Genomic DNA, 18,974 nt, shown 5'->3' on the forward strand with positions numbered 1-18,974 from the left:
CCGGCGAGTACACCTTCATCACCACGGGGGACTCCTCTTCCTCTGGATCTCCGCGATCCAGTGTCCGGGGTGTCCACACTTCGGGAGGAAGGCCCGATTTCGCCCTGCGCCGGGGCCACCGCTACGCCACCATCCTGATCGACGCCGCCACCGGCGAGCGCATCGAAGTCCTGCCGGACCGCAAGATGGAGACGGTGACCGCCTGGCTGAAGGCCCACCCCGGCATCGAGGCCGTCTGCCGGGACGGCGCCGGGGGCTTCGCCCAGGCCACCACCGATGCCGACCCCGCGATCACTCAAGTTTGCGACCGCTGGCACCTGTGGCACGGCCTGGCCGAGGCTGCTCAGAAGGAAATCGCAGCCCACAGCGGATGCTGGTTCGGGAAGGCACCCGCGCCGCTACCACCCTCGAGCGGTGGCAGCAGGTCCACCAACTGCTCGATGCCGGGGTCGGCCTGCTGGAATGCTCCCGCCGTCTGGGCCTCGCACTGAACACGGTCAAGCGCTACGCCCGCCACACCGAGCCCGAGCGCATGGTGCGGGCGCCCCTCTACCGGCCCACCCTGGTCGACCCCTACCGCGATCACCTACGCCGACGCCGGGCCGAGGACCCCGCAGTGCCCGTCACCCACCTCCTGCGCGAGATAAGAGAACTGGGCTACACCGGCAGCGCGAACCTCCTGGTCCGCTATATCAACCAGGGCCGGGTCGAGGCCGACCACGCCAGCCTCTCCCCGCGCAAGGCCGCCCGCCTCCTGCTCACCGACCCCGACCACCTGCGCGAGGGCCAGCGAGTGCTGCGTGACCAGCTCGCTGGCGCCTGCCCGGAGATGACTGCCCTGGCAGACGCTGTAGGCGACTTCGCCGCCCTCCTCACCCCGAAACCGGCCAACGCCGAGGCGCTGACCGGATGGATCACACGGGTCCGGGCGGCGGATCTGCCGTTCCTGCACGCCTACGCCACCGGCCTTGAGCGCGACCGCGCCGGCGTCGACCACGCCCTCACCTTGCCCTGGCACAACGGCCGCACCGAGGGCGTCAACAACAAGATCAAGCTGCTCAAGCGGCAGACCTACGGCCGCGCCGGACACCGCCTTCTACGCCAGCGCATCCTGCTCAGCTGACCAGAGCCGAGGGCGATCACCGGTTACGAAAATCTTGTAAGAGCCACCGCTGTGACACCACCCGGCTGGTGAAGATCGCGTGGACGTGGTCCGGACTGAAAGTCTCGGAGATCAAGCTGGCAGGGGACGCCAAGGCACACGAGGAACGGCGCTCCGACGTCGATACCGTCTGGGACGCCGGCGCCGCCTGACCAGGCACCACAAACGCAGCGCGGGCCCCGGCACCGCGCCGGCCCCCTTCATCGCACCGCAGCAGCTACTGTCCCGCGTGATCGCCTCGGTGTCGAGCACCGGGGCGACGGGGAGCCCGGCCGTTTTGCCGCCAACCACCTCAGCCGCCCCCACACGTTCACCACCACCGATGTCGCCCTGGACGTGGGTCACCGAGCCGACCGCCCCGCGACACGAGCCAACCCGCAGCCCCGGTCACTACGGTCGCTGCCATGGCCGCGCCCCCGGCGACATACCGACCCCCGAGCCGACGCTGCGCCGGACCACCGGCCGGCGGCCGCCCGCCGACGCGGACCAGCCGTCCAGCTACCGGAACAACCCGTGGCGCGGAGCCGAGGTGGCGCCGATAGCCGCGAACATCCAGTGGGCGCGTCACTCGGTGCCGGCCCGCCTGCGAAGGCGCCCGGGCCCGCGTCACCCTGCGGCTGCGACACCTCGTCGACTGACGCCGCCGCTCGGCCGGGCGGGACACACCGGGCGGCAGCACCGCTTTCTGCGGTCTGCCGCCCGGTGGCGCGTGCAGGTGGGCCTTGGCACCCGCCGCCGGAGTTCGAGGAATTTGCTGGCGCGATGCGCTCCGAGGACCGAACCTGGTGGGCATGCCAGTGCCCACGTTGCAGGTCCGAGCCCTGCACACTGCCTCCACGGTGACGGTCTACCAGGCGGTACCGCCCGGCGATCGGCCTGCCGGCCGCACGGGACGGGCGGTTTCCGGCGGCGTGGAAGCGGGACCGGATCGTGGATCAAGCCGTCGTTCCTCTGGATGATGTACCGCTGCGGCTGGGCGGCGAAGGAGGGCCAGGAGACCGTCCTCGCGATCGAGATCGGCCGCGAGGGCTTCGAATGGGCCCTGCGGAACAGCTGCCTCTCCCACTACGTACCCGGGCTGCACGCCGACCGGGCTGGCTGGAAGCGCGAGTTGAGGCGGTCCCCGGCCCGCGTGCAGTGGGATCCCGAACGCGATCTGCACCTGCAGCCGCTTCCGCACCGCTCGCTTCAGCTCGGCCTCGTCGGGGAGGCCGCCAGGCGCTTCGCGGACGAGTGGATCGTCTCGGTCGAGGACGTCACCGCGCTCGCGCGGACGGTCCAGGCCCAGGTGCGGGGCGGGGAGCTGGACGCCGCGCGGGAACTGCTTCCCGTCGAGCGCCCCTACCCGACGGGGCGACACGCTGCTGGCCCACCTGGCTGCCTGAGCTGCTGGTGCCGCCGAGTCCCCGTCACCCACTCGACCCGGCTGCGCCGGGCTGCGCCATCACCCACGACCACGCTGACGAGACATGTCCCTGACGCACCGTCGCGGGCCGTCGGCCGGGCCGCCGGGGCGGGCAGGAACCTCGGGCGTGCGGCGGCGGGCACGGCCGGGGCCGTGTCGTCAACGGGTAGCGGTCGGGGCCGGGTGGCCCGCGCGGGCGAGGGCCTGCTGCCGCAGGCCGCGGAGCTGGTCCAGGAGGGGCTGGTCGGTCCCGATCACGGTCTTCTCGACGTCGGTCTGGACCTGCTCCACGGTGGCGGCCAGGCCGGCCCGGTCCTGGCAGCGGGCCGAGGTCTTCGCGAGGGCGAGCTCGCGGCCGATGAGGTCGTGGGTCTTCGCCGGGTCGCCGCCGTCCTGTTCCACCCATCGGTCGATCATGGCCACCGGGTCCGCCAGATGGGCGGCGCTCTGGTGCGCGGCGGACATGCAGTCACGCCAGCGGCTCTCGGCGGCAGTGTACCGGCCGTCGGCCTGGACGTCGTTGACGACCTTGTTGCCGAGGACCTGGAAGGTGTTGAACAGCCGGAAGTAATCGGGGCCGTAGAGGGCGTCGCGGGCCTGGGTGAGGCAGGAGTCGCCGTTGTAATAGAACTGCTGGTGGTCGGGCAGGTCGACGGTGACCCGGTGCGCGTCCGTCCCCAGGAGAGCGGCCTTCCAGGCCTGGTCGGCGTCCTTGTCCTGGTTGGGGTCGGCCGCCTGCTTCAGGTTCAGCGCCGTGCTGATCACGCCGAAGCCGTCGTTGGTGGCCTGGTCGCCGCTGAGCAGCCCGTACGGGTTGGCGTCGACGCGGTGATCGCCGGTGGCGAGGCCCTGGGGGCGGTAGGCGAAGCCGCGCTCGCGCATGCACCCGGCGACGAGGACTTCTTCGGCGTCGTGCAGGACGGCGCGCTGCTCCTCGTCGTAGTGGGTGACGCCGCCGAAGGGACGCGGCAGGGCCCCGGGCGGGGTGGTGCCGCCGGAGGAGGAGCATCCGGCGGCACCAAGGCCCAGGAGGACCGCCGCGAGGGCGAGGGTGGTCCTGGTCTTCATCGCTGGGTCAGACCGTGCACCAGCGGTTGGAGAGGATCGAGGGCAGGTTGTCCCCGATCACGTTCCAGCCCTGGCCCCGGTAGAGGATCCAGCCCTGGCCCTGGGCGTTGGTCTGGGCGTAGACGACGACGTTGCAGCTGTTGCCGTTGTTGAACGCCGAACCGCCCTGGCTGTTTTTGAAGTTGGCGTACATGCTGAGGTCGTTGTTGTCCTGGTAGACGGTCTGGACGCTGCCGCTGTAGTTGGAGCTCCAGTACACACACAGGCCGCCCGCGTTGCAGCCGGCCGGCGCGGCCTGGGCGGCGGGGGCGGTGCCGACCAGGGTGAAGAGGGCGGCGCCCGCGACGGCTGTCGCAGCGGCTGCCTTGGTGATACGCGACGTGATGCTCATGGAGGAGTCCCTTCCAGAGGTGGGATGAACGCCGACCGGGGTCCGTGGCTTTGGCGCCGACGGCCGGTGATCCGGTTCCGGCCGCGTTCAGGGAAGAGCCTCGCCGGATGGTGGACACGCCGCTATCCACTTTCGTGTCGCCGGGACTTCGCGTTTTGTGGATAGCCGAGCAGGGGGCGGGGCTCTCGCGCGGCCGAGCGACCTCCGGCGGCCTGACTCCCCCGGCGAGCATTGGCCCCAGGATGTAAATCCATGGGCCGATGCCCGCGCGAGCAATCAATCGGTGGGCTGATGCCGCACTGGAGGGGCGCGTGGCAGCGTTCCCCCTGTGCCCCGGACTGGCTGGCGGCATGATGGACGATCCGTTACCACGGGAGGGACCATGGCCACCACGCCGTTCACCGGCCGGGAGGGCATCACGCGCCGGCGCATGCTGGGAGCCGCACTCGCAGCCGGGGCCGCCGTGCCGCTTGCCGCCGTCGCCGACACCGCGTGGGCAGGCACGGCCGCTCCAAGCGCGCCCGCCCCCGCCCCGACGCGGCTCACGCTGCCCGTGCCCACCGGGCCGCACCCGGTCGGCACGGTCCAGCTGCACCTCGTCGATCGGTCGCGCCCGGACGACATCGCGGGCCCCGGGCACTTCCGCGAGCTGATGGCCACCGTCTGGTACCCGGCCCGGGACGTCGAGCGGTACCCGCTGGCGCCCTGGATGCCGACCGGCGCCCTTCAGGCGTTCCTCGCCGACGCGGGCCTCAGCGCCCTGGCCCCCCTGGCCCCGCTCACCGCCGGCCACGCAGGCGCTCCGGTGCTGCGGTCGGGCCGGCGGCTGCCCGTCCTCGTGTACTCGCACGGCGCGCACAGCTACCAGGGCGACCACACCATCATGGTCCAGGAACTCGCCAGCCACGGATACGCAGTCGTGACGATCGCTCACCAGTACGACACGTACACCGAGTTCCCCGCCGGCCGGGTTGCCGTTCCGCTCTACGACCGCAAGGCGCCGACGCTGCCCGGGGACTTCGCCGCAGACCTGCGCTTCGTCCTCGACTGCGTCGAGCAACTCGCCGCCGGGTGCAATCCGGACGTCGAGCAGCGGGAGCTGCCAGCCGGGCTGCTCGGCTCCCTCGACCCCCAGCGCATGGGCGCGTTCGGCTGGTCGAAGGGCGGAACGGCCACCGCCTGCGCCACGCTTGCGGACGAGCGCATCCGGGCCGGGCTGAGCATCGACGGCCCGATGCAGATGAACCCGCCGCTGGCCGGCGATCTGGACAGGCCGTTCATGATGATGTCCGCCGCGTTCACCCGGGCCACGGATCCCGCAGCCGCCGCGTTCTGGTCGCACCTGCGCGGGTGGCGGCTGAACATCCAGGCCCAGGGTGCCGTCCACGTGTCGTACGGCGACAACGAGGCGCTGTTCCCGCAGATCGCGGGGCTGCTCGGGTGGAGCGGGCAGCAGCTCCAGGACTCGATCGGCACCCTCGACCCTGACCAGGGGGTGAAGATCCAGCAGGCGTACCCGCTCGCGTTCTTTGATGAGCACCTGCGCCACCGTCAGGGGCACCTGCTCGACGGGCCGTCCCCGAGCTTCCCGGCGGTTACGTTCCTCCCGTGACGACGGGTGGTACAACACCCGTCGCATCCAGAAGCGTCTCGGCTGGCTCAGCCCGGACGAGTTCGAGGCGAAGCACTACGCCGACCAGGCGACGGCCGAACCAGTGGCCGTCGAACCACCCACACCCGCTCTGACAAGCCCTCCCACACACCGGGGGAAGCTCAGGGCCAGGGCTGAGTCATTGGCGGTGAGGTTGCAGGTCCCGTCCGCGGGTTGTTGTTCCGTGTCGTGGACGGCCTGCTCAATGGCTGTGGATGTGATCACCGTCAGCCTGTCGGTGATCTGCCTGGCGGGGTCCGCGTTGTCGGTCGGGCAACGGTGGTGTGAGCTGTGTTCGGCCCCGTGGGCAACGAGTTCTGTGTTGAGCGCCGCTCCGCCCGGGGCTTCGCCTGATGCGCTGCGAGGGTGGTCTCGCGTCGTGCGCACGACGCGAGACCACCTGCGACCGGCTACTCGGTGCCGGGCAGCGGTGATTAGCCGGGGAGCTGGCTGTTGCAGTTGCTCATCCAGGTGCTCATGGTGCTCTGGGTGGAGTAGTCGCCGGAGTGTGGGCGGCCGGGTAGACGTTGTAGATGTCGGCCTTGATGTCGCCACCGGTCTGCGGGCCGACAACGTCGCCCTGGGAGGCGGCGGGCGGAGCCGCGGTTTCTGCTGTCCCATCAGGGCCGCGGCGGTCTCAATCCTTGCTGACCGGCGTCTCAAGTCGCAGGTAGTCGTCGTGGGACGGAACGGTCGGCCGGGTGGGACGGAGACGGGCTGTCCGTCCTCGGGGGCGTGGGCCATCGTTGGGGCTGGCGGATCAAACCCACTCGGTGTGCTCGCTGCGAGGGAGCACCCGACTGTGCATCGCCTCCCGGGCGTGCCCGCCCCCACCCCGACAGATCGAGCACCATCGTCCGGAGATCCGGTCCGACTCAGCCAACCCCATCCCATCCAATGCGCGGAGGCTTGGTACGTCCGTGTCACCCAACGACTCGCTCCGTAACGGCCCTGAGAGAGATCCCGCTCTCCTGTACGAGGGTGGTGACATCGATCGACTGCATGATGTCGTCACCGAGCGGCTCGCGCCGCACCGCTTGACCGTGCTGAACGGCAGACGACCGAACGGGCGCTTCCGCCGCCTCCACGAAGGGGAGGTGATGCTCTACGAACTCGGATACGGCACGGACGTCACCGTCTGCCCGGGAGAGCTGGGGGATTTCTACAACGTCCAGCTGCCCATGTCGGGCGCGGGCGTCGTCACCGTGGACGGCGTGGTCCTGCCGTCCACTCGGAGCATCGTCGGCCCGGGCAGCCGGGTCTCGATGACGTGGAACGGCGAGGCACGCAACCGCATCCTCATCATTCCGGGTCGGGCCGTCGCACAGGCCCTGGAGGTACGGAGGGCCGATTCCTCCACCGCCGCGGTGCGCTTCGATCCGGTGCTCGACGAGCAGGATCCCTTGATCCGTTCGTGGATCGAACTCGTCCGGGGATTCCACGAGTTCGTCGCATCGCCGCTGAGCCACCGCTCGCCACTGGGAGTGCGGCACTTCGAGCAGCTCCTGATCGACGGCCTGCTGGACGCACAACGCCATTGCCAGAGCGACGTCCTGACGGACAGCGGTTCGGCCGCCCTGCTGCCCGCTGTACGCCGGGCCAAGGCGTTCTGCGAGGAACAGGTGCACGAGCCGGTCTCGGTGGCGGACATCGCCCTCGCCGCGCGAACCAGCCTCCGGAGCCTCAGAGAGGGCTTCCGCGTGCACCTGAACACCACGCCCCTGGCGTACCTGCGCCAGCTCCGGCTCGACCACGCCCACCGCGACCTCCTCGCCATCGCCGACGGCCGCGCCGACGGCACGGTGACCGACGTGGCCTGCCGCTGGGGCTTCACCCACCTGGGCCGCTTCAGCGCGGTGTACCGCCAGACCTTCGGACAGACGCCGTCCGAAACGCTGCGCCGAAGCTGCTGAGCGAGGCGAGGGAGGGACCGGCTGGCCGGGAGGGGGAGTGAGTACGCGCTCTCACCGCTCGGCTATCCACAAACGTGCGGTCCCTGGCGATCCGAAAGCGGATAGCCGTGTGACCAAGGTTCGGGGAGGCTCGTCCTGGATGCGGTCGGATGCAGTTCACCGGCCGTCTGCGCCAGCGCTCCTGAGTCTGGGCCGAGCGTTCAGACCATCCCGGAAAGGACATGATTGTCCGAGTTGAGCGGTCCCCAGTCGGCTTTCGGGTGCGTCGCAACTCGCGGGAGGTCGTTCGGACACCCGCCAACCGGGCTTACATGCCCCAGCTTGTCGGTGCTGACCGCCGTTGGGACGGTCCGGATCTGTCCGTCGAGCACGCCGAGCACCAGGGGGTGAAGCACCCTGTCCTCCCTGGCGAATCATCATGAATCTGGAGAGCCTTCTGTGAGTACCCTCCTGTCCACCCGGCGCCGGTTGTCGCTGGGCCTGGCCCTGGCGGCCGCGCTGACGGGCGTCGGCGCGTACACCGCCACGGGCGCGTCCGCCACGGCCGCGCCGGCCCCGATACCCCTGACTTCCTCGGCCTGTCCGGCCGACCTGCAGCAGGGTGAGGCCGACGGCTGCGTCACCCAGCTCCAGCTGGAGCTCAACCTGACCGGCTCCCAGCTCACGGTGGACGGGCAGTTCGGGTCGGCCACCGGCACGGCCGTGCAAACCTTCCAGGCCTCGCACTCCCTGACGCCCGACGGCATCGTGGGCCCGGCCACCAAGTCGGCGCTCGACGCGGCGGCGGCCGCGGCCTCCGGCACCGTGGACCTGCGCACCCAGTGCGGCGACCTGCGGACCGGCGCCACCGGCGCGTGCGTCTCGACCCTGCAGACGATGCTGAACACCTTCCACGCGGGCCGCCTGACCGTGGACGGGCAGTTCGGCCCGGCCACTGACACGGCCGTGCGCGACTTCCAGGCCACCCATGCCCTGACCATCGACGGCATCGTCGGCACGGCCGTCAAGAACGCCCTCTACACCAGCACCCCCGCCCCGCTGCCCAGCGGCGCCGTCGACCCCGCCAAGGTCCTGAACGCCGCGAAGTCCTACCTCGGCGTCCCCTACGTGTGGGGCGGCGGCCACTCCCTGCGCGGCGAAGGCCCCGGCCCGTCCCTGGGCACCTGCGACCAATACTCCGGGCCCCAGCCCTGCGCGGCCAACACCACCACAGGCCTGGACTGTTCGGGCCTGGTGCGCGCGGCCTTCTGGTTCGGCGCCGGCATCGACCTCGCCAATGGGGGCGGCACCACCGAGCAGACCCTGGACAGCCACCTCACCCCGATCACCGAGGCCCAGCGCCGCCCCGGCGACGTCGAGTACTTCGGCACCGACGCCCACAACACCGTGCACGTCGTCCTCTACGCCGGCACCGACCCCACCACCGGCGCCGACATGATGTACGAGGCGAAGGAAACGAACAGCAACGTCCACTACGTGACTCTGACCACCGGCGGCTACTGGTACCACGTCTCGGCCTGACCGCCCGGGTGCCGCGCGGGTGAGGCTGCCGTCACCCGCGTGGCACCCGACACCACCCGCCGAGGGCAGCTTTCCGCTCCAGCACGCTGCCACCGTCGGCGTCATGGTGCGGTGGCTCGGTTTCCCCGGGCGCCCGCGCCCTGCGTTCGTTCTTCGAATTGCGCGGCAGCGGTACTGAGGGGGAGAGCATGAGACCTGAGTTCGTCACGGTCCTGGGTACCGGATCTGTGGCGCGCAGCGTCGCCGACCGCCTGGCCGACGCCGGTTTCACGACCAGCACCCCGCCGACCGGCGGTGCCCACGTGCTCGTGACGGCGTTCGCCGTCGCGGAGCCCAGCCCGCACATCTTCGAGGAGACCCGCCGCGTCCTCGCCGTGATGGCGCCTGGTAGCTGGTGGATCGACATGACCCACCCCCCGCTCCGGACCGACGACCTGTGGGTCCCGCCGGAGGATCTCGCCCGGGTGACACGGTTGCGCGTGCCGGTCACCGACGTGCGCGGCGTGCTGGTGGCCAGTCCACCTGTCGACCTGGACCTTCGCAGCCGACAGGTGTGCGATGCCATCCTGAGGGTCGCCGACCTCGTCCTGCCCACGCAGACCCCCGAGTTCCCGATCGCCTCGCTCGACCTCGGCCTCGCCGAGCCGCCCGCCCCGCACACCACCAGCGACCCATCGGGCACGAGCCGCCGGCTGTCGCGCAGGCGCGCACCCGCTCTTGATAGCGCCACCCCCCTGACCCGTTCTCACCCGGGAGGTGCGGCAGGGCGCTGACCTGCGGTGGGGAGTTCCGCCCCCGGGGCGGTGAGTTTCGCCCCGGGCCGCTAACGACCCGGTCGGGGATCGCGGCTTCGGCGCGTCTGCGGGCCCGGTAGGCGGCCTGTCGGCAGGGACGCGGGCCGCGGGCAGTACCGGCGACCCCGCCCGCGCGGCCGACGCCCGTGCCGTGGCGGGCCCACTCGGCCAGCCAGGCACCGATCGCCGCGTCCAGCACGTCGCCGTCGACCCTCTGGAGTACGCGCCGCACGGTGGCCTCAGCCGGGGCGGCCGGCCCGGTGTCCGGTTCCCGGCACGGCCCGCCGAGTGGTCGCCCGCGTACAGGGGCCCTGGCTGTGCGGCCGGGGGTTCGGTCCGGGGTTCGGTTCGGCGCCCGGCTCTGGTCCCGCTTGCCCGGCTGTTTGCGCTGGTCGGGGGCGCCGAGACAGCGTCCTCACCATGCTGACTTACCTTCCTGGGCCCCGGTCTGGTGGTGGTTGTGGTGGGGGTGGGTGGGGCGTTGGTCGGTGTGGGTGGTTGCTGCGCTGTGCCGTTTTCTCCGCGTCCGGCTGGGGCCGGCCGCTGCGTGGTGGGCGGGCCAGGGCAGGGAGCCGGGGGCCTGAGGGTGGCATCGGGGTTGCTTTGACGCCCTATCAGGCGGAGGCGGCTTCACGGGTGGCCGGGTCGGGGTCGTCCAGCTGGGGTGCGATCAGCTCGGCGGCTGCAGCGAGCACAACGGTGCCCCGCGCCAACGGGCCGATCCCCCGCCACCGACCCCGAGCACGCCCAGACCCTGATGCGCACCGCCACCAGCCGGCTCGCCGAGTGCCGCGCGGCGGTCCTCGTCGCAGGTGCGGGCGCAGCCCGCAACCGACCCGGCGGCGGTTCCAGTCCGGCGGCCTTGGGCCTCCAGGAGGCCCTGGAGCGCACCAGAGCCGAGCACCCGAAGGCGCCTCCGCCGTCGTCCCGCGCCGGCGGTCGGCCACCGAGAACCAGGGCCGGGAAGTACGGGCGCGGGCCGTCTGCCCACTGACCTCCTTCGGGCTCAGCACTCGGGCAATCAGGCAGGGCCGCTGCGCTCCGGGCGGCCGCCGCAGCTGGAAGATCCGCTCAGGAGACGAAGCCGATGACGCCGAATCCGGGGCGGGCCTGCGCGTGGCGAAGCCAGGCGAGGACGTCGGCAATGGCCTCGACGACTTCGGGCTCCAGTGGCGGGGCGTGATTGTCCCGCTTGGTCTGCTCGAACTGCTCCAGCGCCTCCAGGCAGGCTTCGTGCGTCCACACGCCGCAGCCCGGCAGGTAGGAGTACGGGATCCCGTCGGGCATGCCGGAGCTGTAGCCGAACTCCGCAAGGGAGACCGCGGTGATCCGCAGCGCCTGAAGGCCCTCGTCGACGACGTCCAGCCAGGTCCCGCGGAACGGAGAGAAGCTGGAGTTGTCGAGGTGACTGCCGGTCAGGGCGCACAGGCGCTTGTAGGCGTAGCCGTACTGGAAGGCGTGCTCCGGGTTGTCCGAGTAGGGGCCGCCGTGAACCACCGCGTGCAGTGCCTCGTACGCGGTGGGAGCGCCGTCCTTGATCTCGGAGGAGAACCAGTCATCGGAGGAGGCGAGCTGGTCGCCGAACTCGTCGCGGATGACCTGGAGCAGCTGCTCGTCGCGGGAGCCGACGAGACCGCGGGCGTCCGTGGGGTTGATCAGGAAGGGGCTCAGCGAGGAACTCATGTGATCACGTTAGGCGCTGGGACTGACAGCCAGCTTGGCTGCGGCCCAGGGTCGCTCACGAGCACGCGATGTCTCCCCGCGCCACGCCGGAACGCTCCCAGGCCTCGTGAGCGAGGCGGTCTTCCAGGAGCCGGCGCCCATCGGTGCTCAACGCGAGCATGGTGCCCTGGTGCGGGTCGTATGACGACGAAGAAGACCCCAGCGCCCTGCCAGGCCTACGACGCCGACGGCTGGGGCAACTGCCCGGTGGCAGGGCTGCGCACCGTCCAGACCCGGCTCCTGGCGTTGCTGGAGCTGTACGCCGACGGCCCGCTGAGCATGGACTACCGGTTCAGCCCGGCTCGGGAGGGGCGGCTTCGCGGATCAGGCGCGTGATGCGCTCACGCTCTCCCACGCGCCCACTACGACCGTGCCCGGGACGAGTGGATCGCCTGGGACGACTGGGCCGCGCCGGCCTTCGGCGCCACCCCGGAGCGGCTGCTGGCCGCCCTCCGCGGGATCCCAGTAGCCGTCGGAAGGTAGTGGGGCCCGGGAGCCGCCCGGTCAAACTCGCTGAGACTGGTCAAACTTCGGTGCGACAGGACAGCCGTCTTTCGTCTACCTGATCTCCGCCGTGAACAGCCGGACGGCGAAGGTCGGCCGCAGCACGGATCCGGAGAGTCGGCTGGTAGTCCTCCAGTCCGGGGCACCCGTAGCGCTGCTGCTCGCCGTGACCCCGACGCGGCCGGCCTCCCACGGCCGGGCCCCGCGGAACGCTCCCCCCTCGTTCCCCGGAACCCGGCCTCCTGCGCCTCACCGGCCCGGCTCCCGGGGCTGGGAGGACTTCGATTGCGCTGGAGGCGAAGGTAGTGAAGGCCGCACAGGCGATGGTGACTCCTCCGTGGAATGTGGGGAATCCGGCGTCCACCACGTCGACGAAGGCGGGCTCGTGGGTGGGTGGTCAGGCTTCTGTTGGGTGCTGAACAGGAGAAGGCCGATGAGCGCGGCGATGGCGCACAGCGCCACGGCAAGCTTGGTTCTTGCCCGTCCAGGGCGGACAGACACGGGCCTGCTCGCAGCTGGCCAGGCCCAGGAAACGCGAGCGGGCGCCTCCTGCGGTTGCGCCTGTTCCTGGTGTTGGCCCTCCTGAGAGGGAAGCGGCAGGGCGGCTTGGAAGGCGAGGGCGGCGCGCACCCATTGCCACAGCGTCCGCTGCGGAGGAAGCGCCCCCGGACGCCTGCCGGCCAGATGCTTCTTAGCGTCCTGGAGGACACGGGGACCCTCAGTGGGCATCAGGGCCCCCAAACGGCAGTTCAGCGGTCCGTAGCGCTGCCTCCGGGCCAACGGAGATCACGGGCTGTGCCTCAGCGGAAACGTCTGGCGCCTGTGGGAGATCGGGTTGTGAGTTCGGGGAGATGTCGCTCCGGGTCGCCAACTGCTGGATGATCAGCGGAGCCGCGATTCCCAGGGTCAACGCCCCTAGGGGACCTGCGATCTGGCCCGCAGCCGCATAGACGGCGTTCAGGCCTGTCCCCATTACGCATCTGCAGGTGACGGCGATGACGTAACCCCACACCTGGGGTCGCCCGCGACCGTCCACCCACGGCCACTTCGGTACCTTGAAGGGCCGCACCGCAGACCATAGGCCATGGACCTCGACCAGCCCCACACCCAACAGCCCCCACAGGCAAGCCTGCCAAGCTGGCATTGTCTCTCGCTCTCCCCCTGGACCAGGCCCCGTCGAACCGAACGTAGCCCCAGCCCTCCACTCCGTACAGAACGCCACAGCGGAAGGTCCCCGTGTAGGGCCGACCCGCAGCGAATCGTTCCGGCCTCCGGTGTGGCCCTCTGCGAGGGCGATGACGCTATTTGACGGCAACCGGCCACGTACCAAACTCCTCTGTCAGGTTCACAGGCAGGCTGCGGGCGGGCGGGCGGTCCGGTCGGTGGTCACGGCGGCGTCCATCGTGGCGGCCAGGGCGGGCAGCTCGCGTTCCAGGTCGCCGAGCGCCGTGTGGGGCATCGCCGCGGCGAACCTGACGGTCAAGACGGTCAGCCGGCCCAAGGACGCGAAGGGGTTCGTCGTCCTGCCCCGGCGTTGGGTGGTCGAGAGGTCCCACGCCTGGATCATGCACGCCCGCCGACACGCCCGCGACTACGAACGCCTCGTCCAGCACTCCGAATCGCTGATCACCTGGGCCGCGATCACCATCATGACCAGGCGCATCACCCAGAGGCAGTCCCGGCGCAAGGGACAGCCGGAGCCCCGCGAAGCCCAGCGGGACTGATCACCTCGGCGGTCACCACGGTGACCGCCACCGGGAGCGGCCCGAGGAACCGTCTGACTCCCACTCTCCCATGGCCTGGACCTGCCCGTCAGCGGATTCGTCAGCGCAGAGCCGGTGCTCGGGCCGATGATGTGATCCATCCGGCGACGGGGTGAACGGGCGAGCCGGGGGGAAGGGACCGCGCATGGAGATGATCAGCAGCACCGGCTTAGGCGGCCAGCCCTGGCCCGAGTTGATGCCCGACCGCCGCCCGGTCCTGGTCGTCCCCACAGCCCCCGGCCGCCTCCTGGCCCTCGAAGACGGCTGGGCTGACCGCGACACCGCCACCCCGGCACTGGCCGCCGCCCCCGACCCGACCTGGTCCGCCGTCTTGGCCGACAACCGGCTGACGATCCGCCGTCCCGGCGGCCTGACCTGGTTCGACGGCGAGATCGCCGCCACCCGCGAGTGGCGCCGAGCGGTTCGCGAGCACCGCACCCTGCTGCTGATCACCGGACCGTTCACCAGCGTCTTCGACTTCCAGCCCGCCGCCGCAGCCGGCCAGCTGTTCCTCCTCACGACGCCGATCCGGCTCGCCGGCGGCATCTGACCCGAGGGCACTGTTCGATTCCTGGCCCTGACGAACGCTTCGCACACCCTCAGAAACAGGTACTGACTGGGCGTTTCGTCCGTGAGGGAGCTGTTTGATACCGGTTTCCGAGCCGTTCGATCGAGCCGCTTGAAGGGGCTTCCGGGGCTGTTGGGACAGCAGCGCCACCACTGCACGAATGCCCGTCGGATCTGCGCCGTTACTCCGGTCTCATCCCAGGAAGCCAGGTCGAGTCGTACTTGTCCGCCGAGCGCCGCGGCCTATCGTCAAAACGGCAATCGCGCGGTATGTCGTCATCATGACGGCTCGCCGACCGTATCTGAGCGACCTGTCCGACGCCCGCTGGGCGCTGGTCGAACCCACCCTCACCGCATGGCGACAGGCCCGCACCGAACGCGCCCTGGTGTTCGGCCGGCCACCCGAGCACGACTTGCGCGACCTGCTGGACGCGATCCTCTACGTCGACCGCACCGGCATCCCCTGGCGCTACCTCCCGCACGACTACCCGCCGCACCAGACCGTCTACGCCTACTTCGCCCGCTGGCACGTACGCCTGGGCGCCGTCCTCGTCGCCGGCCGCACGCGCCAGGCCGAGCTGCCGCCGCGCCTCCGCGAGCTGACCGCGCAGCTCGTCGTCGAACACATCACTCATCGTCGCCACTTCCCGCACCGGACCACCCCCGACCGAACCGGACCTCTGGATTCAGAGTTACAGCATCTATGAATGTGAAGAATTCTTCAACTCGCGATCGTTGCAGTCGACGCTGGTCTGTACCCGTCCAATCGCGGCCGGTCCCGAACAGCAGGGCGCGTCACTTCGCCGCGATCCGTAGTCTCGCGGACACGGCAGGTCGGCTGCCGCGCTGCCATGACGGCGGCGGGTCGACACCGACCAGGAGCAGGGAGCAGAAACCGTGAACGTCGACCAGGCACTCAAGGACGCGATGGCCGTCGACTGGGCGCTCGTACGCCACGCCCGGGTGATCGCCGCCCTGACCACCACGGTCGGGGCCTGCGTTTCACGGCGGCGCAGGCGCTGTACCAGCCTGTCGCGGAGCCCCGCCCGGGCAGGAGGAGAGGGTGCCCACCCGTCACCGCTCCGCTGTCTCAGCATCCGAAGGACGCTGTCCATCGGCACGCCGAGACTGCCACCGACTGAACCCGCCCGCACTCGCCATTTGTACGAGAGTTCGGGCATCGGTCACCGCCGCCCGCAGGACGAACACTGCCACCTCGGTGACCAGCGAGCTGTGGGCGCCGTGCAGCCGGGCCACCGGGGCGCTCAAACGTCCAGGGTGAGACCGGTGCCTCGAACTCACCACCACTGCCGCCCCCTGGGGAGAGTGAGCGGCCCCAACGGCATGCCGGCGTGGTGGACGAGTCGGTCGATCATCGCGGCGGCGACGGTCTCGTCGCCGAAGACCTCTCCCCAGCGTCCGCACGGCTTGTTCGAGGTGACGATACGCCCGCGCGTTCGTATCTGTTCGAGATCAGCTGGAAGAACAGGTTCGCGGCCTCGGATTCGAAAGGGATGTAGCCCACTTCATCGATCACGATCAGCGGGTAGCGTCCGAGCTTGACCAGCTCGTCCTGGAGCCGTCCGGCCTGGTGGGCGGCGGCCAGGCGGTCGACCCACTGGGCGGCGGTGGCGAGCGCGACCCGGTGGCCGGCCTGGCAGGCCCGGATGGCACCCGGCCAGCAACGCCCGCCCGTGCAGGATGTCGTCCTCGGACAGGCTGGCCGCCCCGGCGGCCGGCCTTCTCCTTGTCGAAGCCGGCGGGTCGGCCTCCTCGACTTCCTCGGCGCCTGCGGTTGGCCCGCTGGTCCTTCGGCCCCGGGATGGTGTGTTTGATCTGGCGTCTGTGGACCGGTTCGTCGAGGCCGGTCATGGCGGCAGGGCATCCGCCTGGAGGAAGCCGTGAGGCTGGCCGGTGGGGTCTTCTGAAGAAGGTGCCCCGCCCCCGCGACATCCTGACGTCCCGCGCAGTCATGACGGGTATGCACGGGGATCACAGGACGAGGGAACGGGCGGGGACCGAGTGAAATCTGCACGGGAGAACGAGTACGTGGAGTTCGTGGCGGCGAGGGCGAAGGCGCTGTACCGCTCGGCGTACGTCCTCGCGGCCGGCGATGCGCATCTTGCCGAGGACCTGGTCCAGGAGACCCTCAGCCGGGTGTACGTGCACTGGAAGCGGGTGTCCGGTGCGGACAACCCGGCGGCCTACGCGCAGACGGTTCTGGTCCGTACGTTCCTCAGCTTGCGGCGTCGGCGCAGCAGTACGGAGCGTCCCGTCGGGAACCTGCCCGACGGCGCCGCGTCCGGGCCGGACACCGCGCTGCGGCTCACCCTGCTGGACGCGCTCGGTCAACTGCCGCCCCGCGACCGGGCGGTGCTTCTGCTGCGTTACTGGGAGGACCGCAGCATCGAGGAGACCGCGCAGATGCTCAGGTTGAGCAGCAGCGCGGTCCGCTCCCAGGGCACCCGGGCGATCGGCAGGCTGCGTGCGCTGCTCGGCGACAGCCTGTCGGACCTGGTTCCGCACTGAGCACCGCGCACGCAGGTCACAGCCGCCGCAAAGCCCCCATCAGCACACAGAAAAGGTGACGCCACCATGCCGTTTGAAACAGACCTCGCCCGCGCCCTGGACCGCACGACCGACTCCCTCGAACCCGACCTCACCACGCTCCTGCGCGGAGCCGTCGAGCGCGGGCGGAGCCGTCGTCGTCGGGGCGTCGCCGGCGTCATCGCCGGGGCCGGCGCCTGCGCCGTGATCGCGGCGGCCGGCCTGGTGACCCCCGGCATGCTCGGGAGCCACCTCGGAGGATCCGACAAGGAGATGACGCCGCTGGCGGCGCCCCGTGCCGCGATCACCGACACCCAGATGATCCAGGCCCTGGAGGGCACGTTCCCCGGGGGCCGGTTCAGCCAGGAGACCGGGCAGAGCATCGACCCCGCGAATCCGTCCCGCGGGCTCGTCGCCAACAGCGAACTGGTCCTCGACGACGGGCAGGGTGCCGCCTTCGTCAGTGTCTCGGCCGTGCGGCTCCGGCTGCCGCTCAGGGACGGTGACGGGCTGAGCTGCGACCAGACACCCCCGCGTGCCGCCGGTGACACCTGCACGTTGCGCGAGCTGCCGAGCAGCGCCGAGATTCCCGGCGGGGCCCTGGTGATGTCGGAACGGACCGTGGCCAAGCACTCGGGCAACCTCGACGCCGCCCATCGCTGGACGATGACGGTCACCATGAAGGCGACCGGCGCGCAGCTCCAGATGGTGCAGTGGAACAGCACCGGCGGTGGCACGGACGGTGAGGTGCCGAAGCCGACCCGGGCCGCGCCCCCGCTCTCCGAGCAGCAGGCGGTGGCCGTACTCACCGGTGCCACCTGGGCGCCGATCATCGCTGCCCTCGGCTGACGCGTTGCGGGCCCTCGGCCGACCCGCTGCGGCCCTCGGCCGACGCGTTGCGGTGATTCGGGACGACTTCCTGGTCGTCCTCGGGTACGAGCAGGATGTCGCAGTTCAGCCGTAGCGTGCCGGCTACCGGGTGCTCCACGGTCTTGCGCGGTGCCCGGGGGCGTGGACCGGATGCGCCGCCAGATCTTCCGGAACTCCTCGCTGCCGGCGTGCAGTTCGCCCAGCAGGGCGGTCAACTGCGGGTCGCGCGGGTAGCGGCCGGCGGACCGGCGCAGCCGCGCCACCGCGACGCGAGCGACACATCGGAGACGATTGTGGCCAACAGCGCGTCACAGGCGGACACACTCGAAGTCCGGACACGACGTACCGTGTCCGGACTCCATCAGGGCGCTGATCACCTGCTACAAAACCGCGAGTTCGAAGCCGGCGTTCGCAGGGATGTTGTCCCTGAGGGTCACGACGGTGATGGCGTCTCGCCGGTAGTCGCACGACGAGTTGGGCCGCCCGATCGTCACGGCGTTGCTCGCGTGGCCCCCGGTATTGGCCAGGATCAGGGCGTTGGACAGGTTGATGCCGGCGTTCGGGTCGACGATGACGCAGTAGAGGCCCTCTGCGACCTTGAAGCTGTCGACCACGTTCTTCTGCCTTTGCAACCCGCCGTCAGAGCCCACTTCGGCGGCGGCCCCTCGCGTTGGGGGCATCGATCACGGCTGGCGCCGCGACGGCTTGGGAGGCGAAGACGGCCGACAGAACGACGGCTACGGCGATGACGGCAGAAGTACGGCGCATGGCGTCACCAGGGATCGGCTCGCGGCGCGGCTGCACCGCGAAGAGACGGAATGCCGATGACGCTACAGGTAGGAGACCATGGCAGAGCGCCAGACTGTCCGAGGGGTCTGAACAGGCGCCCGCGGTGAGTGCTGCCGGAGTACCGGGACTTCCGTACCTTGCTCCGCACAGACCAGCCGGAACTCGCCAGCTTCGGCGGGTGCGGGGAGGGCGTAGAGGTCGTCGGTGAAGCTGGGGGCTCCCCCCGAGGTGTGGACACCAGTGCTATGCGGCGAGTGCCAGCGTAACTGATCGTTGTTCGAACTCGATCGGGCTGAGGTAGTTCAGC

General features: G+C 70.6%; 15 protein-coding genes and 6 pseudogenes. 14 read left to right on the top strand and 7 right to left on the bottom strand.

Translation table 11 applies throughout. The annotated features are described in order from the left end of the window. The 4 genes and pseudogenes from ACWCYO_RS36480 to ACWCYO_RS36495 all read left to right on the top strand — a co-directional run. The coding region (locus ACWCYO_RS36480) for a transposase (RefSeq protein WP_449786625.1) at positions 1-491 on the top strand (491 nt) is incomplete at its 5' end. A gap of 41 nt (positions 492-532) precedes the next feature. Then, positions 533-1,123 carry a transposase gene (locus ACWCYO_RS36485; protein ID WP_449786632.1) on the top strand — a complete coding sequence of 197 codons (591 nt, stop codon included), beginning with the start codon at positions 533-535 and terminating at the stop codon, positions 1,121-1,123. A gap of 68 nt (positions 1,124-1,191) precedes the next feature. Continuing rightward, positions 1,192-1,314 (top strand): hypothetical protein, encoded by a 123-nt coding sequence (locus ACWCYO_RS36490; protein WP_270150615.1) that lies wholly within the window; start codon positions 1,192-1,194, stop codon positions 1,312-1,314. Between the two features lie 639 nt (positions 1,315-1,953). Beyond that, a pseudogene (locus tag ACWCYO_RS36495) lies at positions 1,954-2,510 on the top strand (DUF4291 domain-containing protein); the annotation flags it as partial. Between the two features lie 216 nt (positions 2,511-2,726). On the opposite strand, the gene ACWCYO_RS36500 reads toward ACWCYO_RS36495, so the two are convergent. Both ACWCYO_RS36500 and ACWCYO_RS36505 read right to left on the bottom strand, forming a co-directional pair. Then, entirely contained in the window at positions 2,727-3,635 is a 909-nt protein-coding gene (locus ACWCYO_RS36500; protein ID WP_449786626.1) for a hypothetical protein, read from the bottom strand. A 7-nt stretch (positions 3,636-3,642) separates the two neighbouring features. Next, on the bottom strand, positions 3,643-4,026 hold the full coding sequence (locus ACWCYO_RS36505; protein ID WP_270150618.1) for a peptidase inhibitor family I36 protein: 384 nt from the start codon (positions 4,024-4,026) through the stop codon (positions 3,643-3,645). Between the two features lie 382 nt (positions 4,027-4,408). Here ACWCYO_RS36505 and ACWCYO_RS36510 point away from each other — a divergent pair, with 382 nt between their 5' ends. From ACWCYO_RS36510 to ACWCYO_RS36525, 4 genes are all read left to right on the top strand, one after another. Continuing rightward, positions 4,409-5,638, top strand: coding sequence for an alpha/beta hydrolase family protein (locus ACWCYO_RS36510; RefSeq protein WP_449786627.1), 1,230 nt, complete (start codon positions 4,409-4,411; stop codon positions 5,636-5,638). Positions 5,639-6,597: 959 nt separating this feature from the next. Continuing rightward, positions 6,598-7,590, top strand: coding sequence for an AraC family transcriptional regulator (locus tag ACWCYO_RS36515; RefSeq protein WP_449786628.1), 993 nt, complete (start codon positions 6,598-6,600; stop codon positions 7,588-7,590). Positions 7,591-8,028: 438 nt separating this feature from the next. Further along, positions 8,029-9,111 (top strand): NlpC/P60 family protein, encoded by a 1,083-nt coding sequence (locus ACWCYO_RS36520; protein ID WP_449786629.1) that lies wholly within the window; start codon positions 8,029-8,031, stop codon positions 9,109-9,111. A gap of 188 nt (positions 9,112-9,299) precedes the next feature. Continuing rightward, complete coding sequence (locus tag ACWCYO_RS36525; RefSeq protein WP_449786630.1) at positions 9,300-9,884, top strand: hypothetical protein; 585 nt, start codon at positions 9,300-9,302, stop codon at positions 9,882-9,884. 1,092 nt (positions 9,885-10,976) lie between these two features. On the opposite strand, the gene ACWCYO_RS36530 is transcribed toward ACWCYO_RS36525, so the two are convergent. Next, positions 10,977-11,588, bottom strand: coding sequence for a DUF7691 family protein (locus ACWCYO_RS36530; protein ID WP_270150624.1), 612 nt, complete (start codon positions 11,586-11,588; stop codon positions 10,977-10,979). Positions 11,589-11,768: 180 nt separating this feature from the next. Here ACWCYO_RS36530 and ACWCYO_RS36535 point away from each other — a divergent pair, with 180 nt between their 5' ends. The 4 genes and pseudogenes from ACWCYO_RS36535 to ACWCYO_RS36550 form a co-directional block, all read left to right on the top strand. After that, a complete protein-coding gene (locus tag ACWCYO_RS36535) occupies positions 11,769-11,963 on the top strand; it encodes a hypothetical protein (RefSeq protein WP_270150626.1) in 195 nt (64 codons plus the stop codon). A gap of 1,634 nt (positions 11,964-13,597) precedes the next feature. Continuing rightward, positions 13,598-13,801, top strand: a pseudogene (locus tag ACWCYO_RS36540) (transposase); the annotation flags it as partial. Between the two features lie 238 nt (positions 13,802-14,039). After that, positions 14,040-14,444, top strand: coding sequence for a hypothetical protein (locus ACWCYO_RS36545; RefSeq protein WP_270150628.1), 405 nt, complete (start codon positions 14,040-14,042; stop codon positions 14,442-14,444). A gap of 298 nt (positions 14,445-14,742) precedes the next feature. Continuing rightward, positions 14,743-14,988 (top strand): annotated as a pseudogene (locus ACWCYO_RS36550) (transposase); the annotation flags it as partial. Between the two features lie 771 nt (positions 14,989-15,759). Here the strand turns inward: ACWCYO_RS36550 and ACWCYO_RS36555 are convergent. Together ACWCYO_RS36555 and ACWCYO_RS36560 are read right to left on the bottom strand one after the other, a co-directional pair. Beyond that, positions 15,760-16,130: pseudogene (locus ACWCYO_RS36555) on the bottom strand (ATP-binding protein). 59 nt (positions 16,131-16,189) lie between these two features. Beyond that, positions 16,190-16,312 (bottom strand): annotated as a pseudogene (locus ACWCYO_RS36560) (IS5/IS1182 family transposase); the annotation flags it as partial. A 171-nt stretch (positions 16,313-16,483) separates the two neighbouring features. On the opposite strand from ACWCYO_RS36560, the gene ACWCYO_RS36565 reads away from it, so the two are divergent. Both ACWCYO_RS36565 and ACWCYO_RS36570 read left to right on the top strand, forming a co-directional pair. Next, a complete protein-coding gene (locus ACWCYO_RS36565; protein WP_270150630.1) occupies positions 16,484-16,990 on the top strand; it encodes a SigE family RNA polymerase sigma factor in 507 nt (168 codons plus the stop codon). A 66-nt stretch (positions 16,991-17,056) separates the two neighbouring features. Further along, entirely contained in the window at positions 17,057-17,857 is an 801-nt protein-coding gene (locus ACWCYO_RS36570) for a hypothetical protein (protein WP_449786631.1), read from the top strand. Here the strand turns inward: ACWCYO_RS36570 and ACWCYO_RS36575 are convergent. Both ACWCYO_RS36575 and ACWCYO_RS36580 read right to left on the bottom strand, forming a co-directional pair. Then, a pseudogene (locus tag ACWCYO_RS36575) lies at positions 17,838-18,147 on the bottom strand (MmyB family transcriptional regulator); the annotation flags it as partial. The gene ACWCYO_RS36570 and the pseudogene ACWCYO_RS36575 overlap by 20 nt on opposite strands. Positions 18,148-18,258: 111 nt before the next feature. Next, entirely contained in the window at positions 18,259-18,492 is a 234-nt protein-coding gene (locus ACWCYO_RS36580) for a hypothetical protein (RefSeq protein ID WP_270150633.1), read from the bottom strand. Between the last annotated feature and the right edge of the window lie 482 nt (positions 18,493-18,974).

Source organism: Kitasatospora sp. NPDC001683, from assembly GCF_053596495.1.

Excerpts from the sequence above, each read along its gene's own strand:
- ACWCYO_RS36545 (WP_270150628.1), top strand. The coding sequence starts at position 14,040 with ATGGAGATGATCAGCAGCACCGGCTTAGGCGGCCAGCCCTGGCCCGAG.
- ACWCYO_RS36525 (WP_449786630.1), top strand. The coding sequence starts at position 9,300 with ATGAGACCTGAGTTCGTCACGGTCCTGGGTACCGGATCTGTGGCGCGC.
- ACWCYO_RS36500 (WP_449786626.1), bottom strand. The coding sequence starts at position 3,635 with ATGAAGACCAGGACCACCCTCGCCCTCGCGGCGGTCCTCCTGGGCCTT.
- ACWCYO_RS36530 (WP_270150624.1), bottom strand. The coding sequence starts at position 11,588 with ATGAGTTCCTCGCTGAGCCCCTTCCTGATCAACCCCACGGACGCCCGC.
- ACWCYO_RS36485 (WP_449786632.1), top strand. The coding sequence starts at position 533 with ATGGTGCGGGCGCCCCTCTACCGGCCCACCCTGGTCGACCCCTACCGC.
- ACWCYO_RS36505 (WP_270150618.1), bottom strand. The coding sequence starts at position 4,026 with ATGAGCATCACGTCGCGTATCACCAAGGCAGCCGCTGCGACAGCCGTC.
- ACWCYO_RS36535 (WP_270150626.1), top strand. The coding sequence starts at position 11,769 with ATGACGACGAAGAAGACCCCAGCGCCCTGCCAGGCCTACGACGCCGAC.
- ACWCYO_RS36510 (WP_449786627.1), top strand. The coding sequence starts at position 4,409 with ATGGCCACCACGCCGTTCACCGGCCGGGAGGGCATCACGCGCCGGCGC.
- ACWCYO_RS36570 (WP_449786631.1), top strand. The coding sequence starts at position 17,057 with ATGCCGTTTGAAACAGACCTCGCCCGCGCCCTGGACCGCACGACCGAC.